This is a genomic window from Natronosalvus rutilus (assembly GCF_024204665.1).
Lineage (GTDB): Archaea > Halobacteriota > Halobacteria > Halobacteriales > Natrialbaceae > Natronosalvus > Natronosalvus rutilus.
Genome location: NZ_CP100355.1, coordinates 1,012,610 through 1,027,817, shown reverse-complemented (window position 1 = coordinate 1,027,817; position 15,208 = coordinate 1,012,610). Strand labels below are relative to the sequence as shown.

Genomic DNA, 15,208 nt, shown 5'->3' with positions numbered 1-15,208 from the left:
CTGGTCGGGTACAAGCGATGTATCGGTACAAGCGGTGTCCTCGGTCGGAGTACAGAATCAGGCCTCCCGCTCGAGCACTTCGACGCCGACCAGCGTGTCACCCGTGAGCGCCCGAACGTAGGCGCCGCCCGCGATGGAGACGTGAGAGAAGTCAGCCTCGTCGAGCCCGTACATTTTGATTGCCCGTGAAGTGTCGCCGCCGCCGACGACCGAGAAGCAGTCGGTTTCGGCGATGGCGCGGAGGACCTCGACGGTGCCGTCCGCGAAGCGCTCGTCCTCGAAGACGCCCAGTGCGCCCTTCACGAAGACCGCCTCGGAGTCCCGGACGAGGTCGGCGTACGCGTCGGCGGTGTCGCTGCCCACGTCGAGGTAGGAGGTGTCCTTCTCGAGGTCCTCGACGTCGACTTCGGCGCGGTCGCCGTCGTCGCCCTCGTAAGCGAGGTCCGTCGCGAGGGTCAGGCGGTCGCCGTAGGTCTCGAGGATACGCTCGATGGTGTCGGCGTGGTCGTCCCACTGGTGGTCGAAGAACTCGGTGCCGTCGACGTCGTAGCCCACGTCGTGGCCCGCGGCCCGGAGGAAGAGCTCGCCCACGATGCCGCCGAGACAGAAGCGGTCGACCGTCTCGTCGACCTGCTCGATGACCGGGATCAGATCCTCGGCCTTGGTTCCGCCCAGCACCATCGTCACGGGGCCGTCGAATTCGCGGTCCTGGATGGCGGAGTTGGCGGTGTACTCGGCGTCCATCACCGGCCCCGCGTAGGCGTCCATCACGAGGGGGAAGCCGACGAGGGAGGCGTGGGCGCGGTGGGCCGCCGAGTAGGCGTCGTTGACGTAGGCATCGAAGTGCGGAGCGAGGGTTCGCACGAACTCGCTGTCGGCGTGTTCCTCGGGGTCCTTCTCGGGGAGTTCGTCCTCGCACATGCGGACGTTCTCGAGCACCAGGACGTCGCCGGTCTCGAGGTCGTCGATGGCCTCGAGGGCTTCCTCGCCGTAGGTGTCCGCGACGAAGTCGACGGGTCGGTCGAGGTGGTCGGCGAGGATCTCGGCGTGGCTCTCGAGCGAGATGAACGTGTCCCGACCGGGTCGGCCCTGGTGAGCCATGACGGTGACAGCGTGGTCGTCCTCGAGTAGCGCGCGAATCGAATCGGCGTGGCGAGCGAAGCGCCGGTTGTCCTGGCCGCGGCCGTCCTCGACGGGCGCGTTGAGGTCGACGCGGACGAGCAGTCGTTGGCCTGGCTCGAGGTCGTCGATGGTGTCGAACATATCCGTACGCGCATCACGCGGTTGCTTAAAAGGGGCGGAATTGCCAGGTGTTTCGTCCGGACCGTCGCGAACGACGACTCGAGTGGGCTACTGCGTCGGGGCTTCCGCTTCGGCTTCGTCCTCGGCGATCACGTACGTCGCGAGGTCAAGCATGCGGTTCGAGAAGCCGTACTCGTTGTCGTACCACGTGAGGATCTTCACGAGGCCGTCCTCGAGCACCATCGCGGACTCGAGGTCGACGTACGAGGAGAACGGGAGGCCGACGATGTCCCGGGAAACTATCTCCTCGTCGGTGTACCCGAGCACGCCGGCGAGTTCGCCGTCGGCGGCCTCGCGGATGGCGGCCTCGAGGTCGTCTTTCGTGACGTCGGCCTCGAGGTCGACCGTCAGGTCGGTGATCGAGCCGTTGGGGACGGGGACGCGAATCGCCATGCCGTCGAGTTTCCCCTCGAGTTCGGGGAGAACCTCGGTGGTGGCGATGGCGGCGCCTGTCGTCGTGGGGATTATGTTCTCGGCGGCGGCGCGACCGCGGCGGCGCTTCGATTCGGGGCCGTCGACGAGCGACTGCGTGCCGGTGTAGGCGTGGACCGTAGTGAGCAGGCCCGAGGCGATGCCGAACTCCTCGTCGAGCACCTTGGCGACGGGGGCGACGCTGTTCGTGGTACAGGAGGCGTTCGAGAGGATGTCCTCGCCCTCGTACTCGTCGTGGTTGACGCCGTAGACGAACATCGAGACGTCCTTCTCGCCCTTCGGCGGCGCGGAGATGATGACCTTGTCGGCGCCAGCCTCGAGATGCATGACAGCGTCGTCGTGGGAGCGAAACAGGCCGGTCGCCTCGAAGGCGACGTCGACGTCGAACTCCTCCCACGGCAACTCGGTGGGGTCGCGCTCGTTGAGCAGTCGAATCTCCTGGCCGCCGACGAACAGGGTGTCACCGTCGCGCTCGACGTCGTCGAGGCGACCGTGGACGGAGTCGTACCGGAGCAGGTACTCCATGTCGTCGTTGTCCATCACGTCGTTAATCGCGACGATCTCGATTCCGTCGTACTCGAGGGATGCACGCAGGACGTTCCGGCCAATGCGGCCGAATCCGTTGAGGCCGACGCGAACAACGCCGTCCGTGGAAGTGTCTTCGGCGAATGAATGTTCACTCATATCTGAGTACTAAGCTGTCCAGGGTTAAAGTAGTTGCCCTGGTTCTGGACACTGTCCAACGTGCCTCAGGACCGATACTAGCAGGCAGACCATAATTAGCACAAGGAGTTTTCGAACGTTCTGTCCCGCGAGAGTAACGTGATGGTGGAGCAATATAGGACCCGCTAAACCCCGTTTATGAAAAAATTAAAAGATATGTGTTCGGCCGTGTGTCCCATTACCAACCCGACGCAGTATGTCGATTATTCTCTCGAGTACTCAATTACGAGTTAACATCTATCAGTCTGTCCGAAACAATTATACCCGTCGCCGGTGGAGTGGACCTCGTATGCTCCGCGTCGGAATCAACGGATATGGAACCATCGGGAAACGCGTCGCGGACGCCGTCTCGGCGCAGCCCGACATGGAACTCTGTGGCGTCGCCAAGGTTAGCCCCGATTACGTCGCCATCGGCGCCGTCGAGGCCGGCTACCCCCTCTACGTGGTCGACGAAACGCGGATCGAGGAGTTCCGCGAGATCGGCGTCGACGTCGCCGGCACGGTCGACGAACTCGTCGAGGAAAGCGACGTCGTCGTCGACGCAACGCCCTCCGGGATCGGTGCCGAAAACCGCTCGCTCTACGAGCGCCACGACACGCCCGCGATCTTCCAGGGCGGCGAGGACGCCACCGTCGCCGAAGTGAGCTTCAACGCCCGCGTGAACTACGACGAGGCCGAAGACGCCGACTACGTCCGTGTCGTCTCCTGTAACACGACCGGACTCTCCCGGCTCGTCGCCCCGCTCGAGGAGGCCTACGGCATCGAGAAGGTACGGGCGACGCTGGTTCGCCGCGGCGGCGACCCGAACCAGACCGGACGCGGCCCGATCAACGACGCCGTCCCCGACCCCGTCTCCATCCCCTCCCACCACGGTCCCGACGTGCAGACGCTCTTCCCCAAACTCGACATCGACACCATCGGCCTGAAGGTGCCGACGACGATGATGCACGTTCACGCCATCAACGTCACCCTCGAGAACCCGCCTGCGAGCGAAGACGACGTACGCGACTTGCTCGCGGCCCAAGAGCGAACCATCATGGTCCCCGAGTACGCCCGCATCGACGGCGCCGGGACGCTCAAGGACATGGCGGCCGACGCCGGTCGACCCCGCGGCGACATCTGGGAGAACTGCATCTGGGAGGAGTCGGTCACGCTCCAGGGTTCGGACCTCTACTGTATGCAGGCGATTCACCAGGAGTCTGACGTCGTTCCCGAGAACGTTGACGCCCTGCGCGCTATCTCCGGTCACCTTTCGGGCCCCGAAAGCCGGTCGCTGACGAACGAGACGCTCGGCATCGGCTTCGGAGGCCTTCGCGACCGACCGGTGAAGCGTCTCGATACGCAGACGGCCGACGACTGACGGCTGACGGCTGAACCGGCGGCTGATGATCGACGACTGACTGCTGGCGACTACCAATCCACGTTCCATCTGCCACCACTCCGTATCATACCGAGTTCGCCAGCGGCAGCAAAGTCCCGTCACTCGAGCACGTCGGTCCCGTTCTCAGGATCTCGCCTCGAGGAATACCTTTTTGGACCTGCCACTTCTAGAGTCCCTCATGCGCCGAGACGACCGCGACGAACCCTTTGACGACCTCTTTCGGGAGATTGAACGGATGATGAACGACATGATGGCCGGCGGAGACGTCGGCTTCGAGTCGCGGACGGACACCGACGCTGGCTTCGGCGCCGACACCCACGTCGACGTTCACGACACTGAGGAGGAGGTCCGCGTCATCGCCGACCTCCCCGGCGTCGAAAAGCAGAACATCGAACTCGAGTGCGACGGCAAGACGCTCACCATCTCAGCCCGGAGCGACCACCGCGAGTACGACGAGCGCGTCTCCCTTCCCCGCCGGGTCAACGAACACACCGCCTCGGCGACCTACAACAACGGGGTGCTCGAGGTCGTCTTCGAACCCGCCGAGCAGTCCTCGGACATCAGTCTCGAGTAACCGGTCTCGCCAGCGGTCTCGGTACGCAGTCGATTTTTCCTCGCGTCTGTACGATCAGTGCCAATCTCTTCGCCCTCACCAGCGGTCACCGGCGGTTACCGGCGGTCACTAGCGGCCGTCGAATACGAGCACACACGCAGCGACCGTTTGGCTGTTGGCTGCAACTGTAAACAGTTATCCGACTGCGCGCGCAACCCACCCACAAGATGGCCAAGGACGTCAAACCCACTCGGAAAGAGTTGATGCAGATCGAGGATCGCATCGACCTCTCCGAGCGCGGGCACGGGACGCTCGAGAAGAAACGCGACGGGCTGATCATGGAGTTCATGGACATCCTGGACCAGGCCCAGGACGTCCGCGGCGAGCTCTCGGAGGACTACGAGCGCGCTCAGAAGACGATTAACATGGCGCGTGCGATGGAAGGCGACGTCGCCGTTCGCGGCGCGGCCGCCGCCCTGCAGGAACACCCCGAGATCACGACCGAGTCGAAGAACATCATGGGCGTCGTCGTCCCCCAGATCGAGTCCTCGAAGGTCACGAAGAGCCTCGACCAGCGCGGCTACGGGATCATGGGCACCTCCGCGCGTATCGACGAGGCCGCCGAAGCCTACGAGGACCTCCTCCAGAGCATCATTCTCGCCGCCGAGGTCGAGACGGCGATGAAGAAGATGCTGCGGGAGATCGAAACCACCAAACGGCGCGTCAACGCTCTCGAGTTCAAACTCCTGCCCGACCTCTACGAGAACAAGGAGTACATCGAGCAGAAACTCGAGGAGCAAGAGCGCGAGGAGATTTTCCGGCTCAAGAAGATCAAGGAGAAGAAGGAAGCCGAGGAAGACGAAGAGAAGGAACTCGCCCGCACCCAGCGCGACGCCGAGGAGCGCGAACCCGCGACCGCGAGCGGCGTTCCCGGAACCAACTGAGACCCAGTACCGTCCCGAAGACCGCCGACACGCGTTTATCTCGATGAACTGCTCCTGTGACGTCGATCCGATCACCTTCGTGGTTTCGCCCTCGCTTCGAGCCTATGCTCCCGAGGAGGCCGACGCGGCGGCGATCTGTCCGCGCTGCCTTCGCGTCGAGCCCTCCAGTTCCGGGGCGGGCGATCCCGACTTCTCGCGCGTGAGTACTTCGTTTCCGTCGGGCGACGCGGGAATCGCACTGGCGCTCGCGATCGGGCTCTGTGACTCGCTGGCGACGAACCGCACGAAACTCGAGGACGCCCTCGAGACGGTCGAGCGTCACGGGGCCGACCCGCTGCTCGCTATCGATCGGGTGCTCGCTGAACCCACGGTGGAACCGGCGGTCGACCTCGAGCGCCGTCGTCACCAGCTCGAACAGTTACTCTACTGATCGGATGGTCGGCCCTCTGAGGTCACGAAAACACGAGAGACTAGTCCACGGAGCCAGGAACGCTACCCAGCCTCCGTCGAACGTCGACGCTGGCCGATCGGACGGATTTCGAGTCTACTCGAGCGACTTCGCCCGGTTCTGGAACTCACCGCCACAGTCACACGTTCCGGGATGCGTCTTCGACTCGACGACGGTACCGCAGCGGAGACACTCGTACGTCGAGAGAGACTCCGGATCGTTCTCGCCTTCGACGTCCTGATCGTGGGGCATGTGCCATCCTTACAGCGCCATTTGCATATATCGCCCGAAACGTGTAAATGGGGAAGAATAATAATTTCTGTGATTTTTCAGCCGTTCCCCTCGAACGCGGCGTTCTCCGGTACTGGCGCCTGCGCTCCCACGAAAGAGGCCCCGTCGATGACCGAACCGCTGAGACGAGTCTCGAACGTCGATGTCACCCGCTCGAGTACACGCTCTCCAACCGGCTACTCCGGCGGCTGTAGCGCCGTCGCCGCAGAACGAACCTGCTGAAACAGCTCGCGCCCCCACTCGTAGGCCGCCTGCGAGTCGTTCTCGATGACCCCCTGGACGTCCCCCTCGTTCGTGAGAGTGACGAACGTGTACGGCTTCGTCGGCGTCTCGAGTACCGCCAGCCCGTACGGAATCTCCTCGATCGTCGCCGCTTCGAACGCATCGACCTCGAGGAAACGTTCGAGGGCGTTCGTGTGGGCCTCGAGGAGAAACGACAGGAGGTCGTCCGTCAGAACGACCTCGACCGCGAGGTCGCCGTCGGTCGTTTGCTCGTTGAGGATGCGACGAAACTGCGGCGTGCGTTCGGTCGCACCGAGCGCCCAGGCGCGGTCGGCGTCTCGCATGCAGTCGGCGATCCGTTCGACCGGCGCGTTCGGCGCGTGCGAACTGGGTTCGTGGATCGTCGCCTCCTCCAGGACCGCCATCGACAGCGGCGCGTCGGGCGGGGCAAACTGCAGGACGTGACTGGCCGCCGTGATGGACTCGAGCGCTCGCTGGCTCCGCCGGTACTCCTCGAGCGCGAGTCGACCTGCCGTGGTCAGCCGTACCGACCCGTCGCGACGCTCGAGGAAGTGGCAGGTCTCGAGTTCGCGAATGGCGCGGTCGAGCGTGGAGGACGAGCAGTCGACGGCGTCCAGGAGGTCGCCTTTCGGCCGCGGCCCCGCCTCGAGTGCTGCCAGCAGCGGGTGACGGCGGGACACCACCTCGAGCGGTTCGGCGGGCGACGGTGCGGTCATCGTTCGTCATCGACTCCTCTGCTCGCAGTAAAAAGTCTCTCGGTCGTTCACAGTTCGCAGTTTACGGCTCGTGGCCGGCGGTTGGTGATCGACGGCTTGTGATCGGTGCCCCTTGACTCACAATTCGTACCTCGTGACTCGTGACATGCGACCCCTGGCTCCTGACCCGTCGCCCCCATCCAGGGAGTTGGTCTAAAGGGGTAGCCAGCCACTCTTACTCGAAGAGTCGACAGGAAGGTTGGTCGCTGTAGCCGCCTAGATGCCCGTATCGTACCGGAGGATGCCCGCAATGCCGCCGAAGGCGTTGTAGAGCTGTTCGCCCTTCTCGAAGTCACTCGAGATGAACTTGGTCTCGGTGCCGCGCTGTTCGGCGATGGTGATGAGGTGCTCAATAGCGTCCTCGCGGTCTTCGTCCGTGGCCTCGACCGCGGTGCCACACTCGCTGCACTCGTGAGAGGGCGTGGCCTTCCGGCGGTCGATCAGGTCGTAGTCGGTGTTGCCACAGGCCTCGCAGTCGAAGGTGACGACGTCTTTTCGGAGGTCCTCGCTGATCAGGAGGGTCTCGACCGACCCCATCACGAGGTTGCGCCGAGTCTGGTCGAACCCGTAGGTGGCGAGTTCCCCACTGTGGAGTTCCTTGAAGAAGCGTTCCATGTGCTTCTTGTCCTTCATCACCTCTGCGTCGGCCAGGGCGTCGGAGGCGTTGTCGACCAGGTCCTTCAGGCCGGACTCGTCGGTGTAGGAGACGTCGAATTTTCCGAGTACCGTATCCTGGATCTCGTGGTGGAGGTAGTCGCCGTCGAGGAACTCGTCTTTCGTCGGGGAGGGACCGCCGACCAGGACACCGTCGAGTTCGTGACGCTTGGGGACGAACAGGTCGTTGGCCATCCCCGCGACCTCCTGGTAGAAGTTGTCGATGGCCTCGAGGCGCAGGCGGGCGAATCGCTGGGCGGACTGGCCACCTTTCCGCTGCTTGCCGGGAACGAGCGAGGAGGCGGACTTGACGGGTTCGATGCGCTTGCCCTTCAGCCAGCCGACGTTGGCCTCTCGGCGGTCGAGGACGATCAGCCCGTAGAGGCCGTGGTCCTCGAGCATGTACTCGAGCGGATCTGTCAGGAAGTTCGAGTCGCAGTGGTAGCGGAAGGACTCGACGGGATCCGGTGGGCTCTCGAGGACGCGCGTGATCATCTCTGTCTGGCCACCGCCGGAGTCGACGGCGCCCGAGAACAGCACCATACCGTTCTCGGGCGGGTACGTGTCGTAGTAGCGGAGCCGATCCTTGATGCTCTTGAGGGCGTCCTGCACGTTCGTCCGGGTCTGCTTGGACTTGATGTTCGCCGCCTCGCTGTGCTCCTGGGTGACGTGGGCGACGACGTCGCTGACCTGGCGGTCCTCGGGGACGTAGATCGTTACGAGTTGTGTGCCCGACCCCTCGTAGTTGTCGAGGTCTTCGATAACCTTCCGGAACTCGTATTTTTTCCGGTCGGAACTGGCCTGCTCTCCCTCCTGACTCATTGTCTCTCTAGAACGGAGCCGCAGGTAAGTACCCTTTGACACGTCGTGGGACGCGTTGCCACCGGGCCTCGGCTACCACCCGAAGGATTACGTTCAGGCGTGCTGTCACGACAGTCATGCAACGCCGCGCCCTCCTCACCGGGTCCGCCGCCGCCCTCGTCGCCGGAGTCGCCGGCTGTCTCGGCGAGATTGGACCGACCTCGAGCGCTCGAGCAAAGAACACCGAGCGTGAACTCGCGCTGGTCGAACAGGATTCGGTCCCCGACGAGTACGGATTCTCGATCGAGACGACGCTGCTCGAGGAGACAGTAGCGGAAGATAGTCCAGCACGGCTCGAGGTACGGACGACCAACGAGGGCGACGAACGGGCGCTCTCCGTGGGCGAAGCCGGGTGTAGCCTGTTCAACCGGTCGCGAGGGGGAAGCGACGACCCCGAGGGGCTGTGGCTCTACAGGCACACCGACCACCTCGAGCGCGTCGACGGCAGGTGGGTCGAGGACCGCGATGCAGAAGAAGGGAGAGCGTTCACGACTCAGGGCTGTCCGCCTCGAGCGTACGACCCCGGCGAGTCGGTCGTCACCGAGTACGAGGTGTGGCACGACTTCCAGGTCGAAGGCTACTTCCAGCCCGGAACCTACCGCTGGAGCCAGCGCGTTTCGGGGTGGGACGACCCGGACGCGAGATGGGGCACGGACAAAGCCGTCTCGCTCGAGTGGGGGTTCGCGCTCCGGGTTTCGAACCCAGATTCGTGACGACAGCCGCACGAAGTGACGAACGTCTGCACCCGTGGTCGACCATCGGTCGCGAGCGGCCTTTTTGTCGTAGCGTTTTACGCCGAGCGGTTCCTCGCGAAGTCGTTCGAAAGACGCGAAGCGTCTGTCGTGATGACGAGAAACCAGAGGTTTCTCGGACCACGAGGTATCCCGAGGCGTAACGGGTACTGTGTACGTCCCGAAGCCGCTTTACCCCTCGAGACGCTTTCCTCGGTAATGAGCCAGCCGACGCCCGAGGTCTACGAGCAGGGCAAGGGCATGGACGCCCACAACCAGGTGATGCGCGAGGTTCGCTCGCGAAAGGAGAAGAGCTACGACCCTCACGAACCGACGCGGGTCTGGCTCGACGAGGACAATACGCCCAACGGCGTCAGAGAGAGTCTAACGATCATCCTCAACACCGGCGGCTGTCGCTGGGCGCGGGCGGGCGGCTGTACGATGTGTGGCTACGTCGCCGAGAGTGTCGACGGCGGGACGGTTCCCCACGAGGCGCTGATGGACCAGATTCAGGTCTGTCTGGATCACGAAGCCGACGAGGCCGACGAGCCAGCACCGCTGATCAAGATCTACACCTCCGGGTCGTTCCTCGACGAGCGCGAGGTGAGCGCCGAGTCCCGGAAGGCCATCGCCGAAACCTTCGGCGACCGCGAGCGGATCGTCCTCGAGTCCCTGCCCGACTTCGTCGACCGCGAGAAGATCGGCGACTTCACGCAGTACGGCCTCCAGACCGACGTGGCGATCGGCCTCGAGACGGCGACCGATCGGGTTCGCCGCGATTGCGTGAACAAGTACTTCGACTTCGAGGCGTTCGAGGCGGCCTGTGCGGAGGCGGTCGCGGCGGACGAAGCCGGTGGCGCCGGTTCCGAGGGCGACGTCGAGTCTGGCGCTGCAGGCAGCGAAGCCGGCAGTGGAGGCGAAACTGGCAGCACAGGCGAAACTGACAGCACAGGCGGCGCCGGCATCAAAGCCTACCTCCTCATGAAACCCCCCTTCCTCACCGAATCGGAGGCCCTCGAGGACATGGTCGCCTCCGTCGAACGCTGCCTGGCCGTCGACGGCTGTCACACCGTCTCGATGAACCCCTGCAACGTCCAGCGCTACACCATGGTCGACGACCTCTACTTTCAGGATGGCTACCGCCCGCCGTGGCTCTGGTCGGTCGCCGCCGTCCTCGAGCGGACGGCCGACGTGGCGGGCATCGTCGTCTCCGACCCGGTCGGCCACGGCACCGACCGCGGCGCCCACAACTGCGGGGAGTGCGACGACCTCGTCCAGAAGGCGATCAAGGACTTCGATCTGCGACAGGACCCGTCGGTGTTCGAGCAGGTGTCCTGTGAGTGTGAGGCGACCTGGGAGGCCGTCCTCGACCTCGAGACGGGATTCAACCAGCCGCTCACGCGATAGCGGGAAAGCAGAGCGACAGTATCAGAACAGCGGGTAGAACAGGCCCCGACTCGAGTCCCAGTAGACGGTGTCGCCCTTGATGGGCAGCAAGTTCTCGAACTCGGCCAGCGACTCGAACTGCACCCCCGACATGGTCAGGTGAAACGGATTGCTACAGAGTCGGGGTTCGACGTTGAGCGGCCCCGATCGCCAGATGAAGCCCGCCTCGGGAATGTAGGGGTAGGCCTCCACCTGGTAGGTGAGGGCGTCACGGGCCTCCACGACGGCGGGGACGCAGTAGAGGTTCAACATTCTCGCGAGTTGCTGATGGGCGTCGCCGAGTGCGATAACGTCTCCTCGCTCGTCGGCAGGGAGAGCGGCGTAGCGAACCGTCTGGTCGACGGTGAGTCCCTGGGCGAACAGTCCGAGCAGTCGCTCGCGGTAGGCCGGATTCAGTTCGCCCGTTCCCCGGACGAACCCGCCGACGCTCCCGCGTTTGATGCAGGTCTCGCCTGCCTCAAGCGAATCATACCCGTCGAGGAAGAAGAGTCGAACGTGTGATTGCTCGAGGGTCTCGGGTCGCAGCGTGCCGTCTGGACGACGTAATCGGTAGCTCCTGCCTCGAGAATCGCGGCTGGGTCGGAGGTGGGTTCGCCGGGGAGGTCTGGGTCGAGACCGGGATCAGGGTCGGGATCGGATTCAGAATCGAAATCAGAATCAGAATCGGGAAGCAACGCCAGAATCGGAACCAGTGGTCGAGCCTCCTCGAGCGTCGAAACCGTCTCGTGGGGCGAATCCGTCGCCACGAGGAGACAGTCGACCGACGCCGACGAATCCGCCACGAGTTGCGCGCACGAATCCTCGACAGTCGATTCGGTTCGTACGGACCACCCCGCCTTCGACAGTACGGACGTGAGATCGTCACTGCAGGGCGGCGAACCGACCAGCAGGAGCGACATACTGGGGGAATCCATGTTGATAGCGGTCGATTCCCACACACTAAAGCCGTTGTAGCTCCCGCGAGTCGCCGTCGTGGCCCGCTCGAATCAGTCGCTCGCCGCCGTCCCGTCGATCGCCGCTGAACGCGTCGGCACGTCGGCCGTCGGGATCTGCATCCTGACGACGGTACCTCGCGGATCGTTCTCCTGGAAGGTCAACTGCCCGCCGGACTGGGTGATCACCCAGTTGACGAGCCACAGTCCGAGCCCGCTGGCGTGACGGAGCTGGGTGATCTCTTCGTCTTCCTGCAAGAGCGCCCGCTCTTCCCCGGGGATACCGGGGCCGTCGTCGGCTACCGTGAGTGTGAGCGTGTCGTCGTCGTCCACCTCGAGACCGATTTCGATCGTCGGTTCCCCCCGATCGCTGTGCTCGATGGCGTTCTCGAGGACGTGAAAGATCGCGTCGCCGAGGAGTTCGTCGGCGCGAGCGTGCGCTCGATCGGGGAGCGCACAGCCGACGTCCACGGCCGGGTACTCCGCGTCGATTCGGCCGAGGGCGGTTTCGACGCAGTCGACGACGTCGACGGGGCCGGTCGCCGCGCCGTCACGATCAAGCGTCCGTTCGACCGCTCGCGTCTTCTCGGCGAGACTAATGAGCTCGCCCGCTCGTTCCTGAATTGCTTCGGCAAAGTCCCGATCGGCCTCGTCCTCGACGGCCTCCGCGAGCATCTCCGCGCAGCCGTTGATGATGTTCATGCCGTTTCGCAGGTCGTGTCTGAGGACGCGGTTCAGGATTTCGACGCGCTTCTGGTGCTGTTTCTGGGCCGTGATGTCGGTGTAGAGGCCGAACGCGCGGTCGGTCGATCCGGTCATGTCCATCGGGACGACCCGCATCATGAAGTCGCGAAGTCCGTCGCTCGTCCGACGCTTGACTTCCGCTTCTACGGCCTCCCCCCGCGTCCCGCGCTCGTTGATCTCCTGGGCGTTCGCGAAGTGATCGGGGGGCACGATGAACGAATCGAGCGGTTCCTCGAGCAGTTCGGACTCCTCGTACCCGAAGATTCGCTCGAACGCCGGGTTCACCTGCTCGACGATCGGACCCTCGGGGACGCGCTTCGTGCTGACGATCGCATCGGGCACGTTCTCGAAGAGCGCGGCGAAGCGGTCACGTTCCGCCTTGAGCCGGGTTTCGAACGCGAGGCGGTCGAGCGTATCCGAGACGTGCGAGAGCAACAACTCGGTCAATTCCTGGTCGGCCCGGTCGAACGCCCCCACGTCCGTCGAGACCGCCTGGAAGATTCCGCGGTCGCCGATCGGCGCGCTCAGCGCCGACCGGTAGGAGTCGCGTTCGGGCGTCGCCTCCTCGTCGGCTCTGAGGTCGTCGAGCCGGTACGTTCGGTCGTTTCGATAGGTCTTCCCAGCGATGCCCTGGTCGATCGGCGCACGACTCGAGAATCCGTCCTCGTGGATCGTCGAGGAGACGGCGACGGTCTCGAGGTACTCGCCGTCGACGCGGTCGACGACGCAGACGTCGAATTCGAGGACGTCCTCGGCGGTTTCGACGGTGAGGTCGTAGACGTCCTGGGCCGTCTCACACGAGTCGAGGCGGGAGGCGATCTCGTGGAGTTTTGCCATCTTCTCCCGGTGGTCGACGAGTTCCTGCTCCATCAGCTTTCGATCGGTGACGTCCCGGAGGATGCCGACGCTGCCGGAGAGGTCGCCCTCGCCCTCAAGGAGGGTGGTGTTGACCTCACAGGGGACGAGGTCGCCGTCTGCGGTGACGATGTCGACGTCGTAGGTCGCTACCTCGCCTCCGTCTTCGTCTCCGTCTCCATCGCTAGCAGCGAGCCGTTCGACCTCACGGACCCCGCGCTCGAAGCTCTCCTCGGTGAGTACCTCGGAGGCGTGGAGTCCGACGAGGGTGTCCCGATCGTAGCCGGTGATCTCGACCATCGTGTCGTTGACCGTGACGAGCGTTCCCCGGGTGTCGACGGCGTACAGGCTGTCGCCGACGGCCTCGACGACCGTCTTCGCTCGCTCGAGTTCGCGCTCGCGGGCGGCCTGGTCGAAGGCGGCCTCGGCCGTCGCCGCGAGAATTTGTATCAGGGTGAGGTCGGTCTCCTCGATCGTTGCGGGGCCGGACGCGGCGACGGTCAGCAGGCCGTGCTCGCCGAGCGGGTAGATGACGGCGTTACCGACCTCGTCGGTGAGGTCGTAGGGGACCATCTCCGCGGAGGCGTCCTCGATGACGACCGGCGATCCCGAAGCGTACGTCGACCACAACGGGTCGTCGCCGGGACCGACCGGCGTAAACTGCACCGTTTGCTCCTCGAGTCGATCGCTCACTGCGACCAGGTCGAGTCGGTTCGCGTCCTCGTCGTAGACCCGGATACCGGCGAGGGCGTCGTCGATAATCTCGTCCGTCGCGTCGATGACGAGCGCGCCGATTTCGGCCTTCGAACTCGTCTGCATCAGCTCCTGGGTCGTCTCCTGGAGGGTCTCGAGCGCGAGCGAGCGCCGGAACTCCGACGTCATGTCGCGGATGAACGAGAGGGCTCCCCTGATGGTACCGTCAGCGTCGACGAGGGGCGTCGTGGACCACTCGCACCGAAACGACGTCCCGTCTTTGGCGACGTTTCGCGAGATGCCGTGGTTCGTACTCGGCTCGCCTTCGAGCCAGGTCGCCCACCAGTCGGTGATCGCGTCGCGTCTCTCCTGGGGGATGACGAGGTCGGTCGCGTGACGGCCGAGCGCTTCCGCCGCGGTGTAGCCGAACAGGTCGGCCGCGGCGTCGTTCCAGTGGTGGACCTCGAATTCGGGGGTCCACTTGATGATCGCGAACGGCGACCGTTCGACGATGAGCTGGACGTGGTCGGTCGACGACTCGAGGAACGGTTCGTTGCGCTCGTCGTGCGTTTTTGCGAGCGAGGACGAGTCGCTGGAGTCAGGGTGGGGGTCGAGTTCGGAGTCTAAGTTGGAGTTGGAGTTGGAGTCAGGATCAGGTTGTGAGTCTGAGTTTGGGTCGGAGGTAGGGCCGGATTCGGAGCCGTGACCGAGGTCGGCGCCAGCACCGGTTTCCGTCTCGACGATTGCCTCGAGAACGCGAGTCACGAGCGTCTCGACGCCCTGTGACTTCGGAACGTACCCGGTGACGCCGGCGGCGAGCGCCTCGCCCGCGATGGCTTCGTTGCCGGCGTCGGTGTAGAGCACGACTGGAACGTCCGGCGCCCGCCGGCGAATCGCTCGGTGGAGGTCGAGGCCAGTTCTCGCTGCGGAGCCGAGGTCGTACTCCGTAATGACGCAATCGGCGGACTCGAGTCGGTCGAGACACGCCTTGTCGCTCTCGACGCACTCGAGGTCGAGACCGACTGCTCGAACGGCGGAGGCGACGCGATCGGTGCAGTCGGGATCGACGTAGATGACGCGGGTTCGTGTGTCCATGACTCGAGTTCCAGAACGGGTGCTGTCGTTCAGTTGCAATCTACAAGGAACGGCCCCGTCTTTAGTGTTCGAGTCGACTCAGGAATTGAGTCCACTTTAACCTATGGGAAATTAACGGTGGTGAG

At 64.3% G+C, this 15,208-nt stretch carries 14 protein-coding genes; 7 read left to right on the top strand and 7 right to left on the bottom strand.

The window, feature by feature from the left end:
- Positions 1–57: 57 nt before the first annotated feature.
- Positions 58–1,263, bottom strand: a complete 1,206-nt coding sequence (locus NGM29_RS05050) for a phosphoglycerate kinase (protein ID WP_254159353.1) — start codon at positions 1,261–1,263, stop codon at positions 58–60.
- 87 nt (positions 1,264–1,350) lie between these two features.
- Complete coding sequence (gene gap / locus NGM29_RS05045; protein WP_254159352.1) at positions 1,351–2,418, bottom strand: type I glyceraldehyde-3-phosphate dehydrogenase; 1,068 nt, start codon at positions 2,416–2,418, stop codon at positions 1,351–1,353.
- Positions 2,419–2,746: 328 nt separating this feature from the next.
- On the opposite strand from gap, the gene NGM29_RS05040 reads away from it, so the two are divergent.
- The 4 genes from NGM29_RS05040 (at position 2,747) to NGM29_RS05025 (ending at position 5,765) form a co-directional block, all read left to right on the top strand.
- On the top strand, positions 2,747–3,817 hold the full coding sequence (locus tag NGM29_RS05040; RefSeq protein WP_254159351.1) for a type II glyceraldehyde-3-phosphate dehydrogenase: 1,071 nt from the start codon (positions 2,747–2,749) through the stop codon (positions 3,815–3,817).
- 199 nt (positions 3,818–4,016) lie between these two features.
- Entirely contained in the window at positions 4,017–4,412 is a 396-nt protein-coding gene (locus NGM29_RS05035; protein ID WP_253432479.1) for an Hsp20/alpha crystallin family protein, read from the top strand.
- Positions 4,413–4,618: 206 nt separating this feature from the next.
- Positions 4,619–5,335 (top strand): V-type ATP synthase subunit D, encoded by a 717-nt coding sequence (locus NGM29_RS05030; RefSeq protein WP_254159350.1) that lies wholly within the window; start codon positions 4,619–4,621, stop codon positions 5,333–5,335.
- A 43-nt stretch (positions 5,336–5,378) separates the two neighbouring features.
- Positions 5,379–5,765 carry a DUF6276 family protein gene (locus tag NGM29_RS05025; RefSeq protein WP_254159349.1) on the top strand — a complete coding sequence of 129 codons (387 nt, stop codon included), beginning with the start codon at positions 5,379–5,381 and terminating at the stop codon, positions 5,763–5,765.
- 114 nt (positions 5,766–5,879) lie between these two features.
- Here the strand turns inward: NGM29_RS05025 and NGM29_RS05020 are convergent, their stop codons facing one another.
- From NGM29_RS05020 to prf1, 3 genes are all read right to left on the bottom strand, one after another.
- Positions 5,880–6,035 (bottom strand): rubrerythrin-like domain-containing protein, encoded by a 156-nt coding sequence (locus tag NGM29_RS05020; RefSeq protein WP_254159347.1) that lies wholly within the window; start codon positions 6,033–6,035, stop codon positions 5,880–5,882.
- A gap of 215 nt (positions 6,036–6,250) precedes the next feature.
- Positions 6,251–7,033 (bottom strand): helix-turn-helix transcriptional regulator, encoded by a 783-nt coding sequence (locus NGM29_RS05015; RefSeq protein ID WP_254159345.1) that lies wholly within the window; start codon positions 7,031–7,033, stop codon positions 6,251–6,253.
- 255 nt (positions 7,034–7,288) lie between these two features.
- On the bottom strand, positions 7,289–8,548 hold the full coding sequence (gene prf1 / locus NGM29_RS05010; RefSeq protein ID WP_254159343.1) for a peptide chain release factor aRF-1: 1,260 nt from the start codon (positions 8,546–8,548) through the stop codon (positions 7,289–7,291).
- A 116-nt stretch (positions 8,549–8,664) separates the two neighbouring features.
- Between prf1 and NGM29_RS05005 the strand changes: the two genes are divergently transcribed.
- Together NGM29_RS05005 and NGM29_RS05000 are read left to right on the top strand one after the other, a co-directional pair.
- Complete coding sequence (locus tag NGM29_RS05005; RefSeq protein ID WP_254159341.1) at positions 8,665–9,300, top strand: hypothetical protein; 636 nt, start codon at positions 8,665–8,667, stop codon at positions 9,298–9,300.
- A gap of 237 nt (positions 9,301–9,537) precedes the next feature.
- Complete coding sequence (locus NGM29_RS05000) at positions 9,538–10,725, top strand: archaeosine biosynthesis radical SAM protein RaSEA (RefSeq protein ID WP_254159339.1); 1,188 nt, start codon at positions 9,538–9,540, stop codon at positions 10,723–10,725.
- Positions 10,726–10,746: 21 nt separating this feature from the next.
- Here NGM29_RS05000 and NGM29_RS04995 read toward each other — a convergent pair whose 3' ends face one another.
- Entirely contained in the window at positions 10,747–11,016 is a 270-nt protein-coding gene (locus NGM29_RS04995; RefSeq protein ID WP_254159337.1) for a hypothetical protein, read from the bottom strand.
- 15 nt (positions 11,017–11,031) lie between these two features.
- Between NGM29_RS04995 and NGM29_RS04990 the strand changes: the two genes are divergently transcribed.
- Positions 11,032–11,265 (top strand): hypothetical protein, encoded by a 234-nt coding sequence (locus tag NGM29_RS04990; protein ID WP_254159335.1) that lies wholly within the window; start codon positions 11,032–11,034, stop codon positions 11,263–11,265.
- A gap of 485 nt (positions 11,266–11,750) precedes the next feature.
- Here NGM29_RS04990 and NGM29_RS04985 read toward each other — a convergent pair whose 3' ends face one another.
- A complete protein-coding gene (locus NGM29_RS04985; RefSeq protein ID WP_254159333.1) occupies positions 11,751–15,083 on the bottom strand; it encodes a PAS domain S-box protein in 3,333 nt (1,110 codons plus the stop codon).
- Positions 15,084–15,208: the final 125 nt, after the last annotated feature.

What these genes read in the sequence shown, in the direction of transcription:
- NGM29_RS04990 (WP_254159335.1), top strand. Translation starts at nt 11,032, where the DNA reads ATGGGCGTCGCCGAGTGCGATAACGTCTCCTCGCTCGTCGGCAGGGAG.
- NGM29_RS05050 (WP_254159353.1), bottom strand. Translation starts at nt 1,263, where the DNA reads ATGTTCGACACCATCGACGACCTCGAGCCAGGCCAACGACTGCTCGTC.
- NGM29_RS05005 (WP_254159341.1), top strand. Translation starts at nt 8,665, where the DNA reads ATGCAACGCCGCGCCCTCCTCACCGGGTCCGCCGCCGCCCTCGTCGCC.
- NGM29_RS05025 (WP_254159349.1), top strand. Translation starts at nt 5,379, where the DNA reads ATGAACTGCTCCTGTGACGTCGATCCGATCACCTTCGTGGTTTCGCCC.
- NGM29_RS05030 (WP_254159350.1), top strand. Translation starts at nt 4,619, where the DNA reads ATGGCCAAGGACGTCAAACCCACTCGGAAAGAGTTGATGCAGATCGAG.
- NGM29_RS04985 (WP_254159333.1), bottom strand. Translation starts at nt 15,083, where the DNA reads ATGGACACACGAACCCGCGTCATCTACGTCGATCCCGACTGCACCGAT.
- NGM29_RS05035 (WP_253432479.1), top strand. Translation starts at nt 4,017, where the DNA reads ATGCGCCGAGACGACCGCGACGAACCCTTTGACGACCTCTTTCGGGAG.
- NGM29_RS04995 (WP_254159337.1), bottom strand. Translation starts at nt 11,016, where the DNA reads ATGTTGAACCTCTACTGCGTCCCCGCCGTCGTGGAGGCCCGTGACGCC.
- NGM29_RS05020 (WP_254159347.1), bottom strand. Translation starts at nt 6,035, where the DNA reads ATGCCCCACGATCAGGACGTCGAAGGCGAGAACGATCCGGAGTCTCTC.
- NGM29_RS05015 (WP_254159345.1), bottom strand. Translation starts at nt 7,033, where the DNA reads ATGACCGCACCGTCGCCCGCCGAACCGCTCGAGGTGGTGTCCCGCCGT.
- gap (WP_254159352.1), bottom strand. Translation starts at nt 2,418, where the DNA reads ATGAGTGAACATTCATTCGCCGAAGACACTTCCACGGACGGCGTTGTT.
- NGM29_RS05000 (WP_254159339.1), top strand. Translation starts at nt 9,538, where the DNA reads ATGAGCCAGCCGACGCCCGAGGTCTACGAGCAGGGCAAGGGCATGGAC.
- NGM29_RS05040 (WP_254159351.1), top strand. Translation starts at nt 2,747, where the DNA reads ATGCTCCGCGTCGGAATCAACGGATATGGAACCATCGGGAAACGCGTC.
- prf1 (WP_254159343.1), bottom strand. Translation starts at nt 8,548, where the DNA reads ATGAGTCAGGAGGGAGAGCAGGCCAGTTCCGACCGGAAAAAATACGAG.